This window comes from Pseudomonas sp. TWI628 (assembly GCF_039673865.1).
Taxonomy (GTDB): Bacteria; Pseudomonadota; Gammaproteobacteria; order Pseudomonadales; family Pseudomonadaceae; genus Aquipseudomonas.
In genome coordinates this window covers 154,248-178,142 of the sequence record NZ_JBDJMM010000004.1, presented here as the reverse complement: position 1 = coordinate 178,142, position 23,895 = coordinate 154,248, and the positions used below count along the sequence as shown (strand labels likewise).

Below are 23,895 nucleotides of genomic sequence, written 5' to 3'. Positions count from 1 at the left end.
CACGCACTGGCCGCGGCGTTTCTCCACTGCCGTGGGACTTGATGATGAGCAAGCAAATTCCGGTACATGACGTCACCCCGCCTGCCAACAAAGGGAAGGATTCCGTCGACCTCTACGCCTCTCGCGAGAAAATCTACACCCGCGCCTTCACCGGCATCTTCCGCAGGCTGCGGATGGTCGGCGGGGCCGCGCTATTCCTGCTCTATTTCGGCACCGTGTGGCTGAACTGGGGTGGCCACCAGGCTGTGTGGTGGAACCTGCCTGAGCGCAAATTCTACATTTTCGGCGCCACCATCTGGCCCCAGGACTTCATCCTGCTTTCAGGCATCCTTATCGTCGCCGCCTTCGGCCTGTTCTTCATCACTGTGTTCGCCGGCCGCGTGTGGTGCGGCTACACCTGCCCGCAAAGCGTGTGGACGTGGATCTTCATGTGGTGCGAGAAAGTCACCGAGGGTGACCGCAACCAGCGCATGAAACTCGACCGCTCGCCCATGAGCGGCAACAAGTTCCTGCGCAAGTTCGCCAAGCACAGCCTGTGGCTGCTGATCGGCTTCGTCACCGGCATGACCTTCGTCGGCTACTTCTCGCCGATCCGCGAACTGCTCACTGAGTTCTTCACAGGCGATGCCGATGGCTGGGCCTACTTCTGGGTCGGCTTCTTCACCCTGGCCACCTACGGCAACGCCGGCTGGCTGCGCGAGCAGGTGTGCGTGTACATGTGCCCCTACGCGCGCTTCCAGAGTGTGATGTTCGACAAGGACACCCTGATCGTCTCGTACGACCCGCGCCGCGGCGAAACCCGTGGCCCGCGCAAGAAAGACGCCGACTACAAGGCCATGGGCCTGGGTGACTGCATCGACTGCACCATGTGCGTGCAGGTCTGCCCCACCGGCATCGACATCCGCGATGGCCTGCAGATCGAGTGCATCGGCTGCGCAGCGTGCATCGACGCCTGCGACAGCATCATGGACAAGATGAACTACCCCAAAGGGCTGATCAGCTACACCACCGAGCACAACCTCTCGGGGCAGAAGACCCACATGCTGCGCCCGCGCCTGATTGGCTATGCCGTGGTGCTGCTGGTGATGATCGTCGCCCTGGGCACCGCCTTCGCCACCCGCTCGCTGGTCGGTTTCGACGTCAGCAAGGACCGCGTGCTGTACCGCGAAAACGCCCAGGGCCGGATCGAGAACGTATACAGCCTCAAGGTCATGAACAAGGACCAGCGCGACCACGTCTACGTGCTGGACGCCGCCGGCCTGCCCGACCTGCGCCTGGAAGGCCAGCGCGAAATCCGCGTAGCCGCCGGCGATATCGTCAGCCTGCCGGTACAGCTGTCGATCGCCCCCGAGAAGCTGCCCTCGACCACCAACGAAATCACCTTCATCCTCAAGAGCGCCGACGACAGCGCCGCCAAGGTTGAAGCCAAGAGCCGCTTCATCGGCCCACAGATCCGCTGACAGAGAGAACCCTGACAATGCCTGCCGCCACCGCCGCCAGCCCTTGGTACAAGCACCTCTGGCCCTGGATCATCATCGGCATCCTGACCACTTCGGTGTGCCTGAGCCTGACCATGGTCAGCATTGCCGTGCGCAACCCGGACAACCTGGTCAACGACAACTACTACGAGGCCGGCAAAGGCATCAACCGTTCGCTGGACCGTGAGCTGCTGGCCCAGACCCTCAACCTCAAGGCCAGCGTGCACCTGGATGAGCTGACTGGCGAGGTGGACGTGCGCCTGAGCGGCAACAGCGACCCGCAGAGCCTGGAGCTGAACCTGATTTCGCCCACCCAGCCGGACAAGGACCGCAAGGTGCTGCTCAGCCGGGTGGCGGCCGGGCGTTATGTCGGGCAACTGGAGGACAAGGTCGACGGGCGTCGGTTCGTGGAGCTGTTGGGTAGCCAGGACGAGCATGTATGGCGGTTGTTCGAGGAAGAGAAGGTCGAACATGGCGTGACCTTGCAGCTGGGCGATGAAGCGCTCCAGGGCGCCGAACACCAACAGTAGCCACATCATCATTCCCTGAGGGGGCAGGCAAGCCCGCCCCCTCAGGAATTGTCATCTGCCCCACCAGCCGTGCCTGCCTTATGACCCAGCCCACCCCTTGCTACCACTGCGCCCTGCCCGTTCCCGCCGGCAGCCGCTTCACTGCCGTGGTGCTCGGCGAGCCCCGGCAATTTTGCTGTCCCGGCTGCCAGGCGGTGGCCGAATCCATCGTCGCCGGTGGCCTTGAGCACTACTACCAGCACCGCAGCGACCGCAGTGCCAACCCCGAGGCGCTGCCGAAACAACTGCAAGACGAACTGGCGCTGTACGACCGCAGTGATGTCCAGCAGAACTTCGTCCGCCATGCCGGCGACCTGGCCGAGGCGACCTTGCTGGTCGAAGGCATCAGCTGCGCCGCCTGCGGCTGGCTGATCGAAAAGCACCTGCGCAATCTGCCGGGCGTCGCCGAAGCCCGCCTGAACCTGTCCAACCACCGCCTGCTGCTCAACTGGGACGACCACCAGCTACCGCTGTCCCGGCTGCTCGCCGAACTGCGCCAGATCGGCTATGCCGCCCACCCGTATCAACCCGACCAGGCCGCCGAGCAGCTGGCCCGGGAGAACCGCAGCGCCCTGCGCCGCCTGGGCGTAGCCGGCCTGCTGTGGTTCCAGGCGATGATGGCGACCATGGCCACCTGGCCAGAATTCAACATCGACCTGTCGCCGGAAATGCACACCATTCTGCGCTGGGTCGCGCTGTTCCTGACCATTCCCATCGTCTTCTACAGCTGCGCGCCGTTCTTCAAGGGCGCCGCGCGCGACCTGCGCACCCGCCACCTGACCATGGACGTGTCGGTGTCGCTGGCCATCGGCCTGGCCTTCGGTGCTGGCATCTGGACCGCCGTGACCGGCAGCGGCGAGTTGTATTTCGATACCGTCGGCATGTTCGCCCTGTTCCTGCTCACTGGCCGCTACCTCGAACGCCGCGCCCGCGAACGCACGGCCGCAGCCACCGCGCAGCTGGTCAACCTGCTACCGGCCTCGTGCCTGCGCCTGGACAGCTACGGGCGGGCCGAACGCATCCTGCTTGGCGAACTGCAGCGTGGCGACACCGTGCAGGTGCTGCCCGGCGCGGTGATCCCGGCGGACGGGCGCATCGTCGAAGGGCGTTCCAGCGTCGACGAATCGCTGCTGACCGGCGAGTACCTGCCGCTACCACGGCGGGCCGGCGAGCGCGTCACCGGCGGCACGCTGAACGTGGAGAGCACACTGAACGTGGAAGTCGAAGCCCTCGGCCATGACTCACGCCTGTCGGCCATCGTCCGCCTGCTTGAACGCGCGCAGACAGAAAAGCCACGGCTGGCGGAAATCGCCGACCGCGCCTCGCAATATTTCCTGCTGTTCTCGCTGCTGGCCGCCGTGGCCATTGGCCTGTGGTGGTGGTACCTGGACCCGGCACGGGCCTTCTGGATCGTCCTGGCCATGCTGGTGGCGACCTGCCCGTGCGCCCTCTCGCTGGCCACCCCGACCGCGCTCACTGCCGCCACCGGCACCCTGCACAAGCTCGGCCTGCTGGTGACCCGTGGCCATGTACTTGAGGGCCTGAACCAGATCGACACGGTGATTTTCGACAAGACCGGCACCCTCACCGAAGGCCGCCTGACCCTGCGCAGCATCCGCCCACTGGCGGCACTGCCGGCCGACCGTTGCCTGGCCCTTGCCGCCGCCCTCGAGAACCGCTCCGAGCACCCGATCGCGCGTGCCTTTGGCCGCACCGCCGCCGCTGCCGACGACGTGCAGACAGTCCCGGGGCTCGGCCTTGAAGGCAAGGTGGACGGCCAGCCGCTGCGCATCGGCCAAGCCACATTCGTCTGCGCCCTTAGCGGCGCCGAGATCCCTGCCGTGCCGGAACCGCGTGGCCAGTGGCTGCTGCTGGGCGACCGCCAGGGCCCGCTAGCCTGGCTCGGCCTCGATGATCGCCTGCGCGAGGATGCCCCGGCCCTGCTCGCTGCCTGCCAGGCACGCGGCTGGCGTACCTTGCTGCTGTCCGGCGACAGCTCGCCGATGGTCGCCGAGGTGGCCGCGCAACTGGGCATCGACCAGGCCATCGGCGGCCTGCGCCCGGATGACAAGCTCGACCGCCTCAAGGCACTGCAGGCCGCCGGGCGCAAGGTGCTGATGCTCGGCGATGGGGTCAACGACGTGCCCGTGCTGGCCGCCGCCGACATCAGCATCGCCATGGGCAGCGCCACCGACCTGGCCAAGACCTGCGCCGACGCAGTGCTGCTGTCCAACCGCCTGCAGGCACTGGTACTGGCCTTCGACCTGGCCCGCCGCACCCGCCGCAACATCCTCGAGAACCTGCTCTGGGCAACCCTGTATAATGGCCTCATGTTGCCGTTCGCCGCGCTTGGCTGGATCACCCCGGTATGGGCGGCCATCGGCATGTCGGTCAGTTCGCTGATCGTGGTGCTCAATGCGCTGCGTCTAACCCGCTTGCCTGCATCAGCTGGCTTACCGGCGAACGACACAGCCGCTTACGGAAGGAAGTCGCCATGCCCGCCCTCTATGTGATGATCCCTGCCGCCCTGCTGTTGGTTGGCGTGGCCGTCTACATCTTCTTCTGGGCAGTGGACAGCGGCCAGTACGACGACCTCGAAGGCCCGGCCCACAGCATCCTGTTCGACGATCAGGACCCGCGCCACCAGGCAGCCGTCAAACCCGAAGAAACCGCAGCACCAGACGACAAGGCAGCGCCACCCCGTGCCTGACCTGCTTCCCCTGCTCGGCTCGGCACTGGTCCTTGGCCTGCTCGGCGGCGGCCACTGCCTGGGCATGTGCGGTGGCCTGATGGGCGCGCTGACCCTGGCCATCCCCCCCGAACAACGCGGCCGGCGCCTGCGCCTGCTAATGGCCTACAACCTGGGGCGCATCCTCAGCTATGCCTGCGCCGGCCTGCTGCTGGGCCTGGCTGGCTGGGCGCTGGCCAGCAGCCCGGCGGCGATGGCCTTGCGCGTGGTGGCCGCGCTGCTACTGATCACCATGGGGCTGTACCTGGCCGGCTGGTGGAGCGGGCTGACCCGCATCGAAGCCCTGGGCCGAGGGCTGTGGCGGCATATCCAGCCGGCTGCCTCGCGCCTGATGCCGGTCTCCAGCATGCCCCGTGCCCTGCTGTTGGGGGCACTGTGGGGCTGGTTGCCGTGCGGCCTGGTCTACAGCACGTTGCTGTGGGCGGCCAGCCAGGGCAATGCCGGCTACAGCGCGGCATTGATGCTGGCATTCGGGTTGGGCACCTGGCCGATCTTGCTGGCCACGGGGCTGGCGGCAGAGCGGGTAAACGCTTTGTTGAGACGGCGCAGCGTGCGCATGGCCGGCGGGGTACTGGTGATCCTGTTTGGCATCTGGACCTTGCCCGGCCCGCACCAGCACTGGCTCATGGGCCACTGACAGAGAGGCCGCCTTGCACCCCCTGTATGCCTTGATACAAATCAACACAGTTTCCTACAGACGGCCATAGACTCCGGACACTGCTGCATCATCCGGGGACCGCCCACATGCTCGCCGACCTACGTTGGGATGCCGACCTGATCCGCCGTTACGATCTCGCCGGCCCACGCTACACCTCCTACCCGACCGCCGTGCAACTGCACAGCGAGGTAGGCTCGTTCGACCTGCTCCACGCCCTGCGCGAGAGCCGCCGGGCCGTGCGCCCGCTGTCGCTGTACGTGCACGTGCCGTTCTGCGCCAACATCTGCTACTACTGCGCCTGCAACAAGGTCATCACCAAGGACCGCGGCCGCGCCGCACCTTACCTGCAGCGCCTGGAGCAGGAGATCCAGCTGATCGCCTGCCACCTGGACCCTAAACAGCGCGTTGAGCAGCTGCATTTTGGCGGCGGCACACCGACCTTCCTCAGCCATGTCGAACTGCGCCAGCTGATGGCCACCCTGCGCCAGCACTTCAACCTGCTGGATGACGATTCCGGCGACTACGGCATCGAGATCGACCCGCGCGAAGCCGACTGGTCGACCATGGGCCTGCTCCGTGAGCTGGGCTTCAACCGCGTCAGCCTCGGCGTGCAGGACCTCGACCCGGCCGTGCAGCGTGCAGTCAACCGCCTGCAGAGCCTGGAGCAGACCCGCACCCTGATCGAGGCCGCGCGCACCCTGCAGTTCCGCTCGATCAACCTCGACCTGATCTACGGCCTGCCCAAACAGACCGTGGAAGGTTTTGCCCGCACCGTCGACGAAGTGATCCGCCTGCAACCCGACCGCCTCTCGGTGTTCAACTACGCCCACCTGCCCGAGCGCTTCATGCCCCAGCGGCGCATCGACAGCAATGACCTGCCGGCGCCGGCGGCGAAGCTCGAGATGCTGCACAACACCATCGAACAGCTGACTGCCGCCGGCTACCGCTACATCGGCATGGACCATTTCGCCCTGCCCGACGACGAACTGGCGATCGCCCAGGAAGAAGGCACTCTGCAGCGCAACTTCCAGGGTTACACCACCCACGGTCATTGCGACCTGATCGGCCTGGGGGTATCGGCGATCAGCCAGATCGGCGACCTCTACTGCCAGAACAGCAGCGACCTCACTACCTACCAGGACACCCTGTCCAACGCCCAGCTGGCGACCCAGCGTGGGCTGGTCTGCAACCACGACGACCGCCTGCGGCGGGCCGTGATCCAGCAGCTCATCTGCCATTTCGAACTGGACTTCGAGCCGATCGAGGAGGCTTTCACCGTCGATTTTCGTGGCTATTTCAACGATCTCTGGCCAGAACTGCAGACCATGCAGCGCGATGGCCTGATCAGCCTGGACGACAAGGGCATCCGCATCCTCCCGGCCGGGCGCCTGCTGGCGCGCTCGGTGTGCATGGTGTTCGATGCCTACCTGGCGATGCATAACCGCCAGCGCTTCTCGCGGGTTATCTGATTACGGAGTCAATCGACCACATGGACATGCCCCCTGGGGCTGGCACACTATGGGCTGACAAGGACTCCCGGCATTTTCCCGCCGGGGTTTCGCCAGTTCGCTTCAAAGTAGCGCAGACTGGCCTACACCCTCGTCGTGAGTTACCCTTACGACTTATGTGTGCTTTCCCACAAGGATCGATTCAAATGTCCGAGCCAGTCAAACTGCGCGCCCACAACCAGGCCCATTGCAAGGACTGCAGCCTGGCCCCCCTGTGCCTGCCTCTTTCGCTCAACCTGGAAGACATGGATGCACTGGATGAAATCGTCAAACGCGGGCGCCCGCTGAAAAAAGGCGAGTTCCTGTTCCGCCAGGGTGACAATTTCGGCTCGGTTTATGCCGTACGTTCCGGCGCCCTCAAGACCTTCAGCCTGAGCGACAGCGGTGAAGAGCAGATCACTGGCTTCCACCTGCCCAGCGAGCTGGTCGGCCTGTCCGGCATGGACACCGAAGCCTACCCGGTGTCGGCCCAGGCCCAGGAAACCACCTCGGTCTGTGAAATCCCCTTCGAGCGCCTCGATGAGCTCTCTGTCCAACTGCCACAGTTGCGGCGCCAGCTGATGCGGGTGATGAGCCGCGAGATTCGCGACGATCAGCAGATGATGCTGCTGCTGTCGAAGAAGACCGCCGACGAACGCATCGCCACCTTCCTGGTCAACCTGTCCGCACGCTTCCGCGCCCGTGGTTACTCGGCCAACCAGTTCCGCCTGAGCATGTCGCGCAATGAGATCGGCAACTACCTGGGCCTGGCGGTGGAAACCGTGTCGCGGGTGTTCACCCGCTTCCAGCAGAACGGCCTGATCCGCGCCGAAGGCAAGGAAGTGCACATCCTCGACCCGATCCAGCTATGCGCGCTGGCCGGTGGTGCAATCGAGGCCTGAGGCCGACGTTTAGCGGGTATACTTGGGCATTCGTTTTCCCAGGATACCCGCAACAATGCACAGCGACGCCTTCGACCTCAAAGCCCTGATCCGCCCGGTAGTGGACTTCCCCAAGCCCGGCGTGATCTTCCGCGACATCACCCCGCTGTTCCAGTCGCCGCGCGGGCTGCGCTATGTGGCCGACCAGTTCATCGAGCGTTACGTCGAGGCTGAGTTCAGCCACATCGGCGCCATGGACGCGCGTGGTTTCCTGATTGGCTCGATCATCGCCCACCAGCTGAACAAGCCGCTGATCCTGTTCCGCAAGCAGGGCAAGCTGCCGGCTGACGTATTGAGCGAGGGCTACCAGACCGAATACGGCGAAGCCTTCCTGGAAGTGCATGCCGACAGCCTGTGCGAAGGCGATTCGGTATTGATCTTCGATGACCTGATTGCCACCGGCGGCACCCTGCTGGCCGCTGCCAACCTGGTGCGTCGCACCGGGGCACAGGTGTTCGAGGCGGCGGCGATCATCGACCTGCCGGAGCTGGATGGCTCGCGCCGGCTGCAGGCAGCCGGAGTGCCGACCTTCTGCCTGACCGAGTTTTCCCTGAGCGAATACTGAGTTGCTGGCTTGGGGCCGCTGTGCAGCCCCAGCCAATTACAGCGAGATCGGCTTGCGCCCGGCAAAGGCATGGGCCAGGGTGCCGCCATCGACCAGCTCCAGCTCGCCGCCCAGCGGCACGCCATGGGCAATCCGCGACGCCACCAGCCCTTTCTCGTTCAGCAACTGGGCGATGTAATGCGCCGTCGCCTCACCTTCCACAGTCGGGTTGGTCGCCAGGATCACCTCGGTGAAGCTGCCCTGCTCCTCGATCCGTGCCATCAGCTGCGGCACACCGATCGCCTCAGGCCCCAGGCCATCGAGCGGCGACAAGTGCCCCTTGAGCACGAAGTAACGCCCGCGATAGCCGGTCTGCTCCACCGCATACACATCCATCGGCCCTTCCACCACGCACAGCTGCGTGTCGTCACGGCGCGGGTCGCTGCACTGCGGGCACAGTTCCTGTTCGGTCAGGGTCCGGCACTGGCGGCAATGCCCTACCCCTTCCATGGCCTGGCTCAACGCCTGGGCCAGGCGCAGGCCGCCGCTGCGGTCACGCTCGAGCAGCTGCAGCGCCATGCGCTGGGCGGTTTTCTGGCCGACGCCCGGGAGGGTGCGCAGGGCGTCGATCAGTTGGCGGATCAGGGGGCTGAAGCTCATGGGTAAGGCCTGACAAATCAATAAGAGCCGGTTTATACCCACCAGTGCCTGTTGCGTCAAATCAACGCGGGATTGCCAGGCTTTTCACCCTTGCCCGAACGCACGGCCAGCACCGCCACCAGTGAGATGGCCACCGTCGCCAGCAGGTACAACGCCACCGGTTGCCAGCTGCCGTTGTAGCGGCTGAGCAGGAAGGTGGCAATCAACGGCGCGGTACCGCCGGCCAGGGCAGCGCCCAGCTGATAGCCCAGGGTGATGCCGGTGTAGCGCACCCGGGTGGAGAAGATTTCCGAACTCATGGTGCCAAGCACCGCGGTAACCGGCGCCCACAGCACGCCGAAGGCGATCACCGTCGCCAGCATCAGGCCCCAGGTGGTACGAGTGTCGAGCAATTTGAAGTACGGCACGATGAACGCGGCGATCAGCAGGATGCCGGCAATGTACACCGCCTTGCGCCCGACCTTGTCCGACAGCCAGCCCATGGCCGGGATCATCAGCGAGGCAACCGCCGCGCCGACCATCACTGCGTTGAGGGTGCTGACCTTGTCGTAGCCCAGCGTGGTGACCGCGTAGCTGACCACGAAGGTCGAGAAAATATAGAACGGCGCCGTTTCCACCACTTTCAGGCCAGCGGCAATCAGCACTTCGCGCCAGTGGTCACGCAAGGTTTCGACCAGTGGCATTTTCGCCACGTTGCCGGAAGCCTTGGCTTCTTTGAACTCCGGCGTTTCGTCCAGACCATGGCGGATCCACAAGCCCAGGAACACCAGCCCGGCGCTGAGCACGAACGGCACGCGCCAGCCCCAGCTCATGAACTGCTCGTCCGGCAGCATGGCCATCAGGCTCACGGCCATGGTCGCCAGCAGCATGCCGACGGTCACGCCGACCTGCGGCACGCTACCGAACAGGCCTTTACGATTGGCCGGCGCATATTCATAGGCCAGCAGCAGCGCACCACCCCATTCACCCCCGATACCCAGGCCCTGGATCACGCGCAGGGTGATCAGCAGCACCGGCGCCCACACACCGATGTGTTCATAGGTGGGCAGGCAGCCGATCAGCACGGTTGCGCCCCCCATCAGCGACAAGGTGATGACCAGGGTCTTCTTGCGCCCGATGCGGTCGCCGATGTGGGCAAACAGCACACCACCGATGGGCCGCACAAAGAAGGTCAGGGAAAACGACAGGTAAGCCAGCAGCAGCCCGACTACCGGGTCGAAGCTGGGGAAGAACAGCTTGTTGAATACCAGGGCGGCGGCGGTGCCGTAGAGGAAATAGTCGAACCATTCGATGGAGCTGCCGGTAAGGCTGGCGACCAAGGCTCGGCCACGCCCCTGGGTTGCAGAGGGGGTTGCACTGGAAGGCGTCATTCGAGTCTCCGTTTTTTTGATGTTATGTCGGCGAGCACCGTGTGAATTGGCGCAAAAGAGCAACCGGGTTGCACCGTTGCGAGCGAATCTTATTCAAACTTTCAAAAAAGGTGCAACCGTGATTAAACGATTAATCTTTAAAGATTTAGAAATTAATACGAAAATGCCCTGTTTTGATTCAATAAAACCACAGAAATACCCTAAATCACCAAAAGGGTGCATTGATGACTCATTAGTCACAGAGTCGCTTGTCGGCACACGCCACTTCGTGGTGTTTTTCAAGTTGCACCCGGTTGCACCTTTATCGAAAAAGCCCTTACTCTAAAAAACGAGAAAACAACAAACACAACGCGAGGCATTCAATGAACGTGCTTTTCATCGGTTATGGGCGCATGGGCGGCGCGCTGGGCGATGCCTGGCTCAAGGGCGGGCTGGTCGAACGGGTAAGCATCGTCGACCCTGGGCTGAGCGCCGACGCCGCAGCAGGCCGCTACGCCCGACTGCAGGATGTACCCACCGACCAGGCATTCGAACTGATCGTGCTCGCGGTCAAGCCCGCTTACGCCAGCAGCGCGCTGGCCGGACTAAGTGATCGACAGTGCAGCCAGGCGACCGTGGTTTCGGTGGCTGCGGGCGTCACCCAGGCCAGCCTGAGCGACGCCGTCGGCCAGCGCTGCCCGGTGGTGCGGGCCATGCCTAATACTCCGGTACTGCTGGGAGCCGGTTGCACCGGGCTGTATGCAGGTGCGCAGCTCGATGCCGCACGCAAGGCGGTGATTGGCCGCCTGTTCGAGGCAGTTGGCGCGGCATACTGGGTGGATGAGGAACAGCAACTGGATGCGGTCACAGCCATCAGCGGCAGCGGCCCGGCGTATTACCACCTGTTCAGCGAGGCACTTGCCGAGGCAGGTGTGAAGTTGGGGCTGAACCCTGAACTGGCACGCAACCTGGCGGCGCAAACTGCGTTCGGCGCAGCAACTTTGCAACATCAGGCACATGCCGATTTCATCGAACTGCGCGTCGCGGTAACTTCACCCAATGGCACTACCGCTGCGGCCATTGAAGTATTTGAAAGCCAGCGCAAGCTGCGGGAATTGCTGGAGCAGGCAACTTCTGCCGCGCATCGACGCTCGGTGGAACTGTCAAAAGGCGCTTGAGAGAGCAACTTTTAATTATTCAATCATTCAAATAAAAAAGCCGCCGCTGGATACCCAGCGGCGGCCTCTTGAAGGTGCCGATACCTTAGAACGGCATCTTGAAGCCCGGTGGCAATTGCATGCCAGCGGTCATGTTGCCCATCTTGTCCTGGCTATTCTGCTCGATCTTGCGTACGGCATCGTTCAGCGCAGCGGCGATCAGGTCTTCCAGCACTTCCTTGTCGTCTTCGTCGGTCGACATCAGGCTCTGGTCGATGCTGACACGCTTGACGTCGTGACGACCGGTCATCACCACGCTCACCAGGCCGCCACCAGACTGGCCGGTGACTTCGGCGTTGGCCAGCTCTTCCTGCATCTTCTGCATCTTTTCCTGCATTTGCTGGGCCTGCTTCATCAGGCCAGCCATGCCACCTTTCATCATGGGGTATACCTCGATTGGGTCATGTGATGCGGCCCGGCGAGGGGCCGGCCGCATGGTTATCGATTACTGGCCCTGGCTGACCAGGGCGTCTACAGGCTCAATAGTATCCTGTCGCACCGTGGCACCGAACTGCTTGATCATCTGCTGGATCAACGGATCCTGCTCGATCGACAGTACGGCGCCCTGCTGGCGCTCGGCACGCTTGCGCGACGCTGCCTGGGCCGGGGTTTCCTGCTCGGGGCGAATCAGCTCGATCCGCAGGTTCAAGGTGCGCCCCAGGTGCTGGTTGAGCGCCTCGTTCAGCCGGCGCTGCTGGGTGGAGTTGAACAGCGCGCCCTGGCCTGGGTCCAGGTGCAGCAGCCAGTCATCACCATCAGCGGCCATCAACGTACAGTTTGCAGCGATGTTGCCCGTCATGCCGGACACAGGCAACTGTGGGAATAATTCCAGCCATTGCAGGGCAAGGCCGGTCGCCGGCTGGGCAGCTGGCAGCGGCTCGGGCGCGGCGACAGGGGTTTCTTCCTGAACGTGTTCGGCCAGCTCGTCAAGATAACTGAAGCCTACCGGGTCGCTTTCGCCACCATAATAGTCCTCATCCATTGGCGGCTCGTCATCGCGATCCATACCAGCCGAAGCGTAGGCGGACGGGTCGAAGGGTGGCTCGTCGTAGACGGGCTGGGCGCTTTGCGCGGCAGCTACCGGGGCTGGTGCCGGCGCAGTTACAGGCTCGGGCGCGCGCGGCGCGGCTGGCTCCTCCCAGGGCAGGTCGATGACCTCCTCCACCGCCACCGGCTCAGGCGCGACAACTTCGGGCTCTGGCTCTGGCTCTGGTTCAGGCTCTGGCTCAGGAGCCGGTGCCATAACCGGCGCGACCTCGGCCTGCGGGGCCGGTGCCACGGGTGCAGGTTGCGCCGGCGCAGCGGCAGGCGCAGCGGCAGCAACGGCTGGTGCTGCCACCGGGGTTGCCGGATCAGCTGTGGCCTGGCTGATCCCCACTGGCTTTAGCACCGGCTTCGGCGCATCGTCGGTATCTGCCGGGCGGAACGCCAACATGCGCAGCAGGACCATTTCGAAACCGCCCCGCGGGTCCGGCGCCAACGGCAGGTCGCGGCGGCCGATCAAGCCCATCTGGTAGTAGAACTGCACATCTTCGGCCGGCAACGCCGAGGCCAGCGCCAGCACCCGGTCGCGATCGCCCTGGCCGTTGTCCACCGCCTCGGGCAGTGCCTGGGCGATGGCCACGCGGTGCAGGACGTTGAGCATTTCGGCCAGCACACCGCTCCAGTCCGGCCCCTGTTCGGCAAGGTTGCGCACCGCTTCGAGCAGCGCCCGCGCGTCCCCTTCGAGCAGCGCCTGCAGCACGCCATAGACCTGGCCATGATCGAGGCTGCCGAGCATGGCGCGCACATCGGCCGCCAATACCTTGCCCTCGCCGAAGGCGATGGCCTGGTCAGTCAGGCTCATGGCATCACGCATCGAACCGTCGGCAGCACGGCCGAGCAGCCACAGGGCATCCGGCTCGAACGGCACATTTTCGGCCTGCAGCACGTGGCTCAGGTGCTCGACCACCCGCTCCGGGCTCATGTTCTTCAGCGAGAACTGCAGGCAGCGCGACAGGATGGTGGCCGGCAGCTTCTGCGGGTCGGTGGTGGCAAGGATGAACTTGACGTAGGGCGGCGGCTCTTCCAGCGTCTTGAGCAAGGCGTTGAACGAGTGAGTAGAGAGCATGTGCACTTCGTCGATCAGGTAGACCTTGAAGCGCCCACGGCTCGGTGCGTACTGCACGTTATCGAGCAGCTCACGGGTATCTTCGACCTTGGTGCGGCTCGCGGCGTCGATCTCGATCAGGTCGACGAAGCGGCCCTCATCGATCTCCCGGCATACCGAGCAAGTGCCACAAGGCGTGGACGTAATGCCGGTCTCGCAGTTGAGGCATTTGGCGATGATTCGCGCAATGGTAGTCTTACCCACACCCCGGGTACCGGTGAACAGGTAGGCGTGGTGCAGGCGCTGGTTGTCCAAGGCATTGATCAAGGCCTTGAGCACATGGGCCTGGCCGACCATTTCGCGGAACGAGCGCGGACGCCATTTACGTGCAAGAACCTGATAACTCATCGAAAAACCATCGCAGCCTGATCGAGCGGAAGATCGCTAATGCTAGCGGAGCGGGGGCAAAATTGCACCCTGCGCGGTTCGTCTAAGCTAAGCAACTGGCGCGCTGTTCAAGGAGGATGTGCATTGCGACGACTGCTGGCCCTGCTCTTGCTCTGGAGCACTCACAGCTTGGCGGACCTGCCGGTGCTGCGCTTTTCCGTGGCCGAGAGCTGGAGCATGCCGCTGGTGCGGATCGAAGGCGGCCAGCCGGTGGAGGGCCTGGTGTTCGACCTTATCCAGGCATTGGCCCGGGAGGCCGGCGTGCGCCCCGAGTACCACGTGATGGCACGGCTGCGTCTACAACAGGCGATGGACGCTGGGGATATCGATGTGCGCTGCTATGTGAGTAGCCAGTGGTTCAATGATCGGCCGGGGAATTTCGTCTGGAGTGTTCCGCTGATTCATCAACGCGATGTCTTGGTCGGGCGCCCGGGCGACGCCGCCCTTGTCCGCCCCGAACAGCTGCCACCCCAGGCGATCGGCACGGTGCTGGGCTATGCCTACGGCACACTGGAGCCATTGTTCGCCCAAGGGCGCCTGCAGCGAGAGGACAGCCGCAGCCAGCAACTGGCGCTGCAGAAGCTACAGGTTGGCCGGTATCAACATGCGGTGAGCAATGAGCTGTCGGTGGCATGGTTCAACCAGGGCTTACCGGCCGGGCAGCGGCTGCAGGTGCAGACGGTGCTAGAGGAACAGGCGCTAGGGTGCATGGTGAGGAATGATCCGGCGATACCGACCCAGGGGATTTTGCGGGCGTTGGTGCGGATGAGACAGTCCGGGGAAATTGAGCGGATTGTGCAGCGGTACGGGGCGGTGGGGTATTCAGGGGAGGTTTTGGGGGTTCGGCCTTGAGTTTAGTCCGGACCGCTGGGCGCCTGCCTGAATACAGCATGTGGGCCTCTAGGTGCCTGCCACAACAGTTTCATCGCCTGTGAGATCGAGCGCCGCCCGCGCGGCGCATCGCGAGCAAGCTCGCTCCTACATTTGTTGCAACGTGACCATGCCTGTCAGGCCATGGTTGTCAGCCTTGTTGGCATGACGGGATTTTGAGGTGGGCATTGATGCCGCCACACATGTCTTGAGGCATGCACCAAGGCGGGCAACCATGGCCTGTCAGGTTCGGCACGTTGCAACAAATGTAGGAGCGAGCTTGCTCGCGATGCGCCGTGCGGGCGGCGCTCGATCTCACAGGCGCTGAAGCTGTTGCGGCAGGCACATGGCGGCCCTGACGCGAAAGCCCGCCAAGCACCTGCCAGCCCTCACACAATCACTTCTGCTCCATAGCCGCCACCAACGCATCCGCCTGGCCACAGGCAATCTGCATCGCCCGCAAGCCATGCTGAAGCAATTGCCTCGCCTCTTCATCCTCGATGCGCTCCAGCGCCCGCCGACTGTCGCTGTAGGCGAACATCAGATAATGGGAGACGTTCATCAGCACGTATTCCATTGGGACAATGCCCTCGCTGATGGCGCGAGACAGGACCTTGCCTGGCTGAGGATCGAGGTTGTGGGGTGGATCTGGAACAATCTTTTTCATAGGTCACCGTACCGAGTTGGTGCCCCCCTTTTCGCTTCCACGCGATAGGGTGACAGTTGTACGCGAGGTGGAAGACCAGGGTACGGCGAGCCCGGCAGGCTTGAGAGCCTCCCGCGCACAACTGTCATAACGACATACGCCACACCGCTGGGCTTCCACACCCGATCGCTGAACCGACAGCGACCACAAAATGCTAAAGGGCAGGCTTCCAAGGGACAATCAGACGGGTGGCGACAGGTTGCGTAGGATAATTCTTCAGCAAATGAATGCGTGTAGGAGATTTCTCTTTTTAACCAAGGAGAATTCCAGGCACACGCTGCAGCCCTTGAAATATCGGAAAATCAAAGCCCCCGAGACTACAACCACATCCGAAGCGAACGATTTCCCCAAGAAAGGAAACAGAACAAAATAGCTGCACAGGCGCGCTCGCTATCGAACAAGGAAGCCTCATGCGTCAGGACGACCGTGACAATCTTGAACTCGACAGGCTTCTGATCGAGAACCACAAACTCAGAGCCGAAGCCAGTAAATTTCTGGCTGAAGCGAGCAAACTCAAACGGGAGACATTCTGGTATCCGTACGTAGTCGGCTCCGCCGCACTGGGGGCGATAGGCACAATCATCAGCCTCCTGACCAGATAACTACCCGCTAACCAGCTACAAGAGGAAGCTCATGCATCGGTCGATCCAGGAAATTCGCGAGCAATTCCACCATGATCTCGAGGCAATGGAAGAGGACATGCGCAGAGCCAGGAACGTATCCATATGGCAAGAGGTGCTGCCTTTCTGCCTGGGCGCAGGATTCACTTTGACCTTGATAGTTGTCGGCACATTGATCATGCGACACCTGTAGCCAAGTGATACAGAGGGGAATGAAACTGAAAGCAGGGCCGAATGAAGTTTTCCGACCCCGGAAATGGAGGCGGCCCCACCAGCCACACCCCGGCACTCGATGTTCCCGCTATGGCTGCTCCCTTCCGGGCCTGACCAGGTTAACGGGTAATCAATGCGGGGGGACCGATGGGGCCACCACTACGCGGCTCGCCAAGCAGCGAGCCGCGCCATTGTACCGGTCTGGGGCGAAGATACAACCTCTACGCACGAAAAAGTCATCATTTCTCAATGACTTGTCCGGGTTGCACGGCGACCTTCACCTTTAGACAGTGATGCCATGCCCCGCCAGGAAGGCAACGAAGGCCTCCTCGTCCAGCACCTTCACGCCCAACTCACTGGCTTTGGCCAGTTTGGAGCCAGCACCAGGGCCGGCGACCACGCAGTGGGTCTTGCCAGACACCGAGCCGGCCACCTTGGCGCCCAATCCCTCCAGCTTCTCTTTGGCGATGTCGCGACTGAAACGCTCCAGGGACCCCGTCAGCACCCAGGTCTGGCCGGCGAGCGGCAGGCCTTCAGCCACCTTCTTCTCGCTGCTCCAGTGCATGCCGAAAGCCAACAACTGGGCCTCGATATCACGGGCCAGCTTCTGGTTGGCCTCATCCTTGAAGAATTCGCGCACCGCGTCGGCCTGCTTCGCCGCCAGCGCCTGACGCAGGTCGATGCCGTCAGCGGCGATGATCTTGTCCAGGCTATCGAGCTTGGCTGCCAGCTTCTCGGCGCCGGTCGGGCCGACCGAAGCGATGTCCAGCTTGGCGATCATGCCGGCAAGGGTCGTGCTGGCGGCGAACTCGGCGGCCAGCTCACCTTCGTCCTGCAACTGCATGCCGCTGGCCAGCAACTGCTCGATGACCTTACGGTTGTGCTCATCCTCGAAGAAGTTGTGGATCTCGTAGGCGACCTCCAGGCCGATGTCCGGCAAGTAGGTCAGCACCTGTGGCAGCGCCTGCTGCACGCGGGCCAGGCTGCCCAGCGAACGGGCCAGGACCTTGGCGGTCTCCTCGCCGACATCGGGAATGCCCAAGGCATAGATGAAACGCGCCAGGCTCGGGCGCTTGCTGGCTTCGATGGCGTCCAGCAGCTTCTTGCTGGAAACCTCGGCAAAGCCCTCCAGGCCGACGATCTGCTCGAACTCCAGCTTGTACAAGTCGGCGGGCGAGCTGATCAGCCCTTCATCCACCAGCTGCTCGACGCTTTTCTCGCCCAGGCCATCGATGTCCATGGCGCGGCGAGACACATAGTGAATGATTGCCTGCTTGAGCTGGGCAGCGCAGGCCAGGCGGCCGACGCAGCGGTACACCGCACCTTCACTGGTAGTTTCCTTGCCCTTGCTGCGCTTGACCAGCTGGGTACGTTCGACCTGGGAGCCACAGACCGGGCATTCGCTCGGCACGTGTACCGGACGGGCACCTTCGGGGCGGCGCTCGAGCACCACTTGCATGACCTGCGGGATCACGTCACCGGCACGGCGGATGATCACCGTATCACCGATGCGCAGCCCCAGCCGGGCGATTTCGTCCATGTTGTGCAGGGTAGCGTTGGACACCGTCACGCCCGCCACCTTGACCGGTTTCAGGCGCGCCACCGGCGTGACCGCGCCGGTACGGCCGACCTGGAATTCCACGTCCAGCACCTCGGTGAGCTCTTCCATGGCCGGGAACTTATGGGCAATGGCCCACCGCGGTTCACGGGCGCGGAAGCCCAGCTCGCGCTGGGCCGCCAGGCTATTGACCTTGAATACCACGCCGTCGATCTCGTACGGCAGGCTGTTGCGCCGTTCGCCGATGTCGCGGTAATAGGCCAGGCACTCTTCGATACCGGCCGCATGCCTGAGCTCGCGACTGATCGGCAGGCCCCACTGCTTGAGCTGCTCAAGGATGCCAATGTGGCTTTCGCCGATGCTCGCGGAGACCTGCCCGACGCCGTAGCAGCAGAATTCCAGCGGGCGGCTGGCGGTGATCTTCGAATCCAGCTGGCGCAGGCTGCCGGCAGCGGCGTTGCGCGGGTTGGCAAAAGTCTTGCCACCGGCTTCAGCCTGGGCGGCATTGAGGCGGTCGAAGCCGGCCTTGCTCATGTACACCTCACCACGCACTTCGAGCACGGCGGGCCAACCTTCACCGTGCAGCTTCAGCGGGATGTTGCGCACGGTACGCACGTTGGCGCTGATGTCCTCGCCGGTGGTGCCGTCGCCCCGAGTGGCGCCCTGCACCAGCTGGCCGTTACGATAGAGCAGGCTCACCGCCAGGCCATCGAGCTTCGGCTCGCAACTGAAGTCCACCGTGCCGGGCTGGTCGAGCCCATCGACCACGCGGCGGCCGAACTCACGCAGGTCGGCCTCCTCGAAGGCGTTGCCCAGGCTGAGCATCGGCACTTCGTGGCGAACCTGGCTGAAGGCCGCCAGGGCAGCACCACCGACACGCTGGGTAGGCGAGTCAGGGGTCACCAGGTGCGGGTGCTCGGCTTCGAGCGCCTTGAGCTCATTGAACAGGCGGTCGTACTCGGCATCGGGCACGCTCGGCTCGTCGAGCACGTAGTAGCGGTAGTTGTGCTGATCAAGCTCGGCGCGCAGTTCGTGGATTCGGGTTTCGGCGGTCATTCTTCAGGTTCTCTTGCAAAGCAAAAGAGCAGCCCAGGGCTGCTCTTGCGCTTGAAACAGGGTGGGCGAGACCGAGGCCAGGTCCGCCCACTTGGGCAAATCAGCGCTTCTGGGTCAGCGCACGGCGCTCGAATTCGACGATGCGCTGGCGGTAGTGCTCGATGGTCTGGGCGGTCAGCACGCTGCGCTGGTCGTCCTTCAGTTCGCCATTGAGCTCGTGGGCCAGCTTGCGCGCTGCCGCCACCATCACGTCGAAGGCCTGCTTCGGATGACGCGGGCCTGGCAGGCCAAGGAAGAAGCTCACCGCACGGGTGCTGAAGTGGTCGATGTCGTCCAGGTCGAAGATGCCAGGCTTGACCGCGTTGGCCATGGAGAACAGCACTTCACCGTGACCGGCCATGCTTTCGTGGCGGTGGAAGATATCCATCTCGCCAAAACGCAGGCCGCTTTCGAGAATGTTCTGCAGCAGGGCCGGGCCCTTGAAGCCACCTTCGTCGCGGGAAATCACGCTGATCACCAGCACTTCCTCGACCGGTGGCAACTCCTTGGCTGCATTGCCAGTGGCCGCAAAGCCGCTGCTGCGGGTGTTGTCGGCAGTGAAATCTTCGTCGCCATCGGCGAACAGGTCGGGCTCGCGCGGCTCGGCGGCCAGGTTCAGGTCGCCCTGCTGCTGCGCTTCGGCCACACGCTTGCCGCGCTTGCTGGCCTTGGCCGGCTTCGGCTCGCGCTCACGTTCGCGCTCACGCGCTGGTGCACTGACCGAGGGCAGGTCGGTCTCGTCCAGTTCAGGCTCCTTCTGGGCATCCAGCACCCGCGACGGGCCAAGCACTTCAGCACTCCCCTCCTCGTCCGGCAGGTTGGAATAACTGCGATCCAGACGGAATTTCAGCTTGCCTTTCCCGCCGCGCATGCGGCGCCAGCCGTCGAAAAGAATACCGGCGATGACTATGACGCCGATGACGATCAGCCACTCGCGCAGACCGATTTCCATGTAATCCCGTGCCTCTATAAAAATATGCTTGAAAACAAAGGGTTCAAAGCCCTTTAACACGTGGCGCCAACTCTATGTTCTGACAGGCGTTTTACCCACGCAAAAAACGAGTGACATTAAGCTAGCACGACCAAAGACAACTTTACACCGTCTGTCGCACATGACAGGGGCATTTGCCTACGCTTTTCGCCCTATCTTCGCTCATCAGGCGTCCACCATGGCCAGGGCCTCCTCCACATCAACTGCAACAAGACGTGAACAACCGGGCTCATGCATGGTCACCCCCATCAATTGATCCGCCATCTCCATGGCAATCTTGTTATGGGTGATGTAGATGAACTGCACGCTTTCACTCATTTCCTTGACCAGCCGGGCGTACCGCCCGACGTTGGCATCGTCCAGCGGCGCATCGACTTCGTCGAGCATGCAGAACGGTGCGGGGTTCAACTTGAAGATGGCAAACACCAGCGCCAATGCAGTCAGTGCCTTCTCGCCGCCGGACAGCAGATGGATGGTGCTGTTCTTCTTGCCCGGCGGACGCGCCATGATCGTCACCCCTGTATCGAGTAGATCTTCGCCCGTCAGTTCCAGATAAGCGCTGCCACCACCGAAAACTTTTGGAAAAAGTGCCTGTAATCCGGCATTTATCTGATCAAAGGTATCCTTGAAGCGGTTGCGGGTTTCCTTGTCGATCTTGCGGATGACGTTTTCCAGGGTGTCCAGGGCCTCGACCAGGTCGGCGTCCTGGGCGTCCAGGTAACGCTTGCGCTCGGACTGCTGCTCGTACTCCTCGATGGCCGCCAGGTTGATCGCACCCAGGCGCTGGATGCGGCCTTCGATCTGCTCCAGCTCCTGCTCGGTGCCCTGCTCGCTGGCATCGGCCTCGACGGTGGCGAGCACGCCCTGCAAATCGTAGCCGTCGGCCAGCAATTGTTCCTGTAGGGTTTTTCGACGGATATCCAGGCCCTGGTTTTCCAGGCGCATCTGCTCCAGCTGGCCACGCAGCAGCTGGGCTTGCTGCTCGGCCTGGGTGCGGCGCTTTTCGGCATCGCGCAGTGCGCGGTCGGCTTCATCCATGTGCAGGCGCGCCAGGCGCATTTCTTCGTCGACGCTCATGCGCCGCTCCAGCAACTCTTCGAGCTTCAGGCGCAGTTCTTCGAGCGGAGCCTCACCTTCTTCCAGGTTCAGGCTCAACTGCTCCTGGCGCTCGCTCAGGCGCACGGCCTGCTGCTCCAGGCGCTCCAGAGCCTGACGGGTGGAGTCGTGCTGCGCACGCAGCGAGCCCAGACGCACGGCCAGTTGGTGGGCATGATCCTTGTGCTGGCGGGCTTCCTGGCGAATGCGATCAAGGCCTTCGCGCAGGGTGTCGCGGCGCGCCATCAACTGTTCGCGCTGCTCGGTGTCCTGGGCCATCAGGTCCAGAGCTTCTTGCAGCACCAGGCGCGCCTCGCCCAACCGCTCCTGCTCCAGGGCACGCTGCTCCTGAAGCTCGGTCAGCTCTTCCTGCAGGCGGCGGCGGCGTAGCTCTACCTGTTCGGCACGGGCACGGCCGGCGGACAGGCTGGCCTTGAGTTCACCGTGCTGGCGGCTTTCTTCCTGGGTGCGGCGGCGCAGTTGCTCACGCTGTTCTTCCAGGTCCAGCTGCTGCTCGCGGGCCGCCTGAAGCTGCTGCTCCAGCTGCCCCAGCGCGTCTTCAAACTCCAACTGCTCCTGCCCCAGGCGTTCGATTTCCTGGCCACGGGCCAGCACGCCGCCCTGGGCCTCGCCACCCCGGCTGACGCGCAGGAAATGGCGACCGACCCAGTAGCCATCGCGGCTCACCAGGCTCTGCCCTTCGCCCAGGGCTGCACGCCGTGCCAGGGCCTCGGCAAGGTCTTCGACCGGCTGCACCCGGCCCAGCCACGGGGCCAGATCGATGCGCCCTTCAACCTTGTCGAGCAGGCTGCCGGGCTGACGCTCGCCGCTCCCAGCTGCCAGCAACAGGCGTAGCTCGCCCTGCTCCAGGCCGTGGAAATCCAGCCCGGCAAAATCGTCCAGCAGCACGGCCTGCAAGTCGGCACCGAGCACAGTTTCCACCGCCAGCTCCCAACCCGGCTCTACGCGCAGCCCCTCAGCCAGCCGCGGGCGCTGCTCCAGGCCTTGCTCGCGCAGCCAGTCGGCGGCGCCGACGCCAGGCTCCAGCGCGGCCTGCTGCAGCGCCTCCAACGAGGCCAGGCGGCCGCCGAGGCGCTGCAGGTCGCCCTGCTGCTGTTGCTGGGCACTGGTCGCTTGCTGCAGTTGCTCGCGCACGCTTTCTAGGCGCTCGACCACCTGCTCCTCCGACAACTGCAACTCCTCCAGCAGCATCTCGCTGCTGGCCAGTTGCTCGGCGAGTTCAAGCAATGAGCCATCCTGTGGTTCAGCACCCAGCTGCTCGCCCTCCTCGACCAGCTTGCGCTGGCGCTCGGCAATGCGTTCCAGGCTGGCCTCCAGCTGCTGCAGGCGCGCCTGCTGCACTTCGGCCTGGCGCCGCGGCTCGGCAGAGCGGGTATTGAAACCGTCCCATTGCTCCTGCCAGGCGTGCATGCCCAGCTCGGCCTCTTCAAGGGTGGCGGCAGCCTCTTCGGCGGCGGCCAGGGTCAGTTCCTGCTCCGGCTCAAGCATGGCCAGCTCTTCACCCAGGGTGGCCAGCAGGGTGCGGTCATGGCCCAGGTGCGATTCGGTTTCCTGGCGCGTGCGCTCGGCCTCCTTGAAGTCGTCCTGCAACTGGCGCAGGCGCTGCTGGCCGTGCTGGATGCTCTGTTCTACCCGGGCGATGTCACCGGCCACCGAATAGAAGCGGCCCTGCACCTGGTTGAAGCGCTCCGACAATTCATGGTGACCATCGCGCAGGCGCTCGATGCTGGCATCGGCATTGCGCTGCTCGGCAACCAGTGCCTCGTGGGCGATGTCCTGCTCGCCGATCGCGCTCTCGCGCTGGCGCACACGCTCGTCCAGGTCGCGCCAGCGCAGGGCCGACAGGCGCGCCTTGAGCTGGCGCTCAAGGGCCTTGTATTCGCGGTACTTCTCGGCGGCCTGAGCCTGGCGGTGCAGGCGTTCGAGCTGGCGCTCCAGCTCTTCGCGCAGGTCGGTCAGGCGCGCCAGGTTCTCCTGGGTGCGACGGATGCGGCTTTCGGTCTCGCGGCGGCGCTCCTTGTACTTGGAGATGCCGGCCGCTTCTTCGATGAAGTTGCGCAGTTCCTCGGGCTTGGCCTCGATCAGCTTGGAGATCATGCCCTGCTCGATGATCGAGTAACTGCGCGGGCCCAGGCCGGTGCCGAGGAAGATGTCGGTGATGTCCCGACGGCGGCATTTGGTGCCGTTCAGGTAATAGCTGTTCTGCCCGTCGCGGGTGACCTTGCGGCGGATGGAAATCTCGGCATAGGCGGCATATTCACCCAGCAAGGTGGTTTCGCTGTTGTCGAACACCAGCTCGATGCTGGCCTGGCTCACCGGCTTGCGACTGGTGGAGCCGTTGAAGATGACGTCGGTCATCGACTCGCCGCGCAGGTTTTTCGCCGAACTCTCGCCCATCACCCAGCGCACCGCGTCGATGATGTTGGACTTGCCGCAGCCGTTGGGGCCGACCACCGCCGCCATGTTGCTGGGGAAGTTGACCGTGGTCGGGTCGACGAACGACTTGAACCCGGCCAGGCGAATGCACTTCAGGCGCAT

The 23,895-nt window shown here is 63.7% G+C and carries 19 protein-coding genes and 1 other RNA gene; 11 read left to right on the top strand and 9 right to left on the bottom strand.

Annotated elements, in window-relative coordinates; translation table 11 throughout:
- Positions 1 to 44: 44 nt before the first annotated feature.
- From ccoG to ABE528_RS04750, 8 genes are all read left to right on the top strand, one after another.
- Complete coding sequence (gene ccoG, locus ABE528_RS04785) at positions 45 to 1,460, top strand: cytochrome c oxidase accessory protein CcoG (protein ID WP_152958918.1); 1,416 nt, start codon at positions 45 to 47, stop codon at positions 1,458 to 1,460.
- A 17-nt stretch (positions 1,461 to 1,477) separates the two neighbouring features.
- Entirely contained in the window at positions 1,478 to 2,008 is a 531-nt protein-coding gene (locus tag ABE528_RS04780) for a FixH family protein (protein WP_346652344.1), read from the top strand.
- 80 nt (positions 2,009 to 2,088) lie between these two features.
- Positions 2,089 to 4,560 carry a heavy metal translocating P-type ATPase gene (locus ABE528_RS04775; protein ID WP_346652343.1) on the top strand — a complete coding sequence of 824 codons (2,472 nt, stop codon included), beginning with the start codon at positions 2,089 to 2,091 and terminating at the stop codon, positions 4,558 to 4,560.
- Positions 4,542 to 4,757 carry a cbb3-type cytochrome oxidase assembly protein CcoS gene (gene ccoS, locus ABE528_RS04770; protein WP_152958915.1) on the top strand — a complete coding sequence of 72 codons (216 nt, stop codon included), beginning with the start codon at positions 4,542 to 4,544 and terminating at the stop codon, positions 4,755 to 4,757. Before ABE528_RS04775 ends, ccoS begins: the two co-directional genes overlap by 19 nt.
- Complete coding sequence (locus ABE528_RS04765; protein WP_346652342.1) at positions 4,750 to 5,433, top strand: sulfite exporter TauE/SafE family protein; 684 nt, start codon at positions 4,750 to 4,752, stop codon at positions 5,431 to 5,433. Before ccoS ends, ABE528_RS04765 begins: the two co-directional genes overlap by 8 nt.
- 107 nt (positions 5,434 to 5,540) lie before the next feature.
- Positions 5,541 to 6,923, top strand: a complete 1,383-nt coding sequence (gene hemN / locus ABE528_RS04760) for an oxygen-independent coproporphyrinogen III oxidase (protein ID WP_152958914.1) — start codon at positions 5,541 to 5,543, stop codon at positions 6,921 to 6,923.
- 185 nt (positions 6,924 to 7,108) lie between these two features.
- Positions 7,109 to 7,843, top strand: a complete 735-nt coding sequence (gene fnrA / locus ABE528_RS04755) for a Crp/Fnr family transcriptional regulator FnrA (RefSeq protein ID WP_060508220.1) — start codon at positions 7,109 to 7,111, stop codon at positions 7,841 to 7,843.
- 55 nt (positions 7,844 to 7,898) lie between these two features.
- Positions 7,899 to 8,447, top strand: coding sequence for an adenine phosphoribosyltransferase (locus ABE528_RS04750; RefSeq protein ID WP_009683910.1), 549 nt, complete (start codon positions 7,899 to 7,901; stop codon positions 8,445 to 8,447).
- A 36-nt stretch (positions 8,448 to 8,483) separates the two neighbouring features.
- Here ABE528_RS04750 and recR read toward each other — a convergent pair whose 3' ends face one another.
- Positions 8,484 to 9,086, bottom strand: coding sequence for a recombination mediator RecR (recR, locus tag ABE528_RS04745; protein ID WP_054884114.1), 603 nt, complete (start codon positions 9,084 to 9,086; stop codon positions 8,484 to 8,486).
- A 56-nt stretch (positions 9,087 to 9,142) separates the two neighbouring features.
- On the bottom strand, positions 9,143 to 10,456 hold the full coding sequence (locus ABE528_RS04740) for an MFS transporter (RefSeq protein ID WP_346652341.1): 1,314 nt from the start codon (positions 10,454 to 10,456) through the stop codon (positions 9,143 to 9,145).
- A gap of 362 nt (positions 10,457 to 10,818) precedes the next feature.
- Here ABE528_RS04740 and proC point away from each other — a divergent pair, with 362 nt between their 5' ends.
- Complete coding sequence (proC, locus tag ABE528_RS04735) at positions 10,819 to 11,613, top strand: pyrroline-5-carboxylate reductase (protein ID WP_346652340.1); 795 nt, start codon at positions 10,819 to 10,821, stop codon at positions 11,611 to 11,613.
- Between the two features lie 85 nt (positions 11,614 to 11,698).
- Here proC and ABE528_RS04730 read toward each other — a convergent pair whose 3' ends face one another.
- Together ABE528_RS04730 and dnaX are read right to left on the bottom strand one after the other, a co-directional pair.
- The gene (locus tag ABE528_RS04730; protein ID WP_027921266.1) at positions 11,699 to 12,034 is read right to left on the bottom strand and encodes a YbaB/EbfC family nucleoid-associated protein; all 336 of its coding nucleotides are present in this window, start codon (positions 12,032 to 12,034) and stop codon (positions 11,699 to 11,701) included.
- A 63-nt stretch (positions 12,035 to 12,097) separates the two neighbouring features.
- Positions 12,098 to 14,149 (bottom strand): DNA polymerase III subunit gamma/tau, encoded by a 2,052-nt coding sequence (gene dnaX, locus ABE528_RS04725; RefSeq protein WP_346652339.1) that lies wholly within the window; start codon positions 14,147 to 14,149, stop codon positions 12,098 to 12,100.
- Positions 14,150 to 14,272: 123 nt separating this feature from the next.
- Here dnaX and ABE528_RS04720 point away from each other — a divergent pair, with 123 nt between their 5' ends.
- Entirely contained in the window at positions 14,273 to 15,040 is a 768-nt protein-coding gene (locus ABE528_RS04720) for a transporter substrate-binding domain-containing protein (protein WP_346652338.1), read from the top strand.
- Positions 15,041 to 15,455: 415 nt separating this feature from the next.
- Here the strand turns inward: ABE528_RS04720 and ABE528_RS04715 are convergent, their stop codons facing one another.
- A complete protein-coding gene (locus ABE528_RS04715; RefSeq protein ID WP_346652337.1) occupies positions 15,456 to 15,725 on the bottom strand; it encodes a hypothetical protein in 270 nt (89 codons plus the stop codon).
- A gap of 449 nt (positions 15,726 to 16,174) precedes the next feature.
- On the opposite strand from ABE528_RS04715, the gene ABE528_RS04710 reads away from it, so the two are divergent.
- Positions 16,175 to 16,366, top strand: coding sequence for a hypothetical protein (locus ABE528_RS04710; RefSeq protein ID WP_152958908.1), 192 nt, complete (start codon positions 16,175 to 16,177; stop codon positions 16,364 to 16,366).
- Positions 16,367 to 16,650: 284 nt separating this feature from the next.
- Here ABE528_RS04710 and ffs read toward each other — a convergent pair.
- From ffs to smc, 4 genes are all read right to left on the bottom strand, one after another.
- An RNA gene (gene ffs / locus ABE528_RS04705) (signal recognition particle sRNA small type) lies at positions 16,651 to 16,747 on the bottom strand.
- 133 nt (positions 16,748 to 16,880) lie between these two features.
- Complete coding sequence (ligA, locus tag ABE528_RS04700) at positions 16,881 to 19,211, bottom strand: NAD-dependent DNA ligase LigA (protein ID WP_346652336.1); 2,331 nt, start codon at positions 19,209 to 19,211, stop codon at positions 16,881 to 16,883.
- Between the two features lie 100 nt (positions 19,212 to 19,311).
- Positions 19,312 to 20,202, bottom strand: coding sequence for a cell division protein ZipA (gene zipA / locus ABE528_RS04695; protein WP_346652335.1), 891 nt, complete (start codon positions 20,200 to 20,202; stop codon positions 19,312 to 19,314).
- Between the two features lie 204 nt (positions 20,203 to 20,406).
- The gene (gene smc, locus ABE528_RS04690) at positions 20,407 to 23,895 is read right to left on the bottom strand and encodes a chromosome segregation protein SMC (protein WP_346652334.1); all 3,489 of its coding nucleotides are present in this window, start codon (positions 23,893 to 23,895) and stop codon (positions 20,407 to 20,409) included.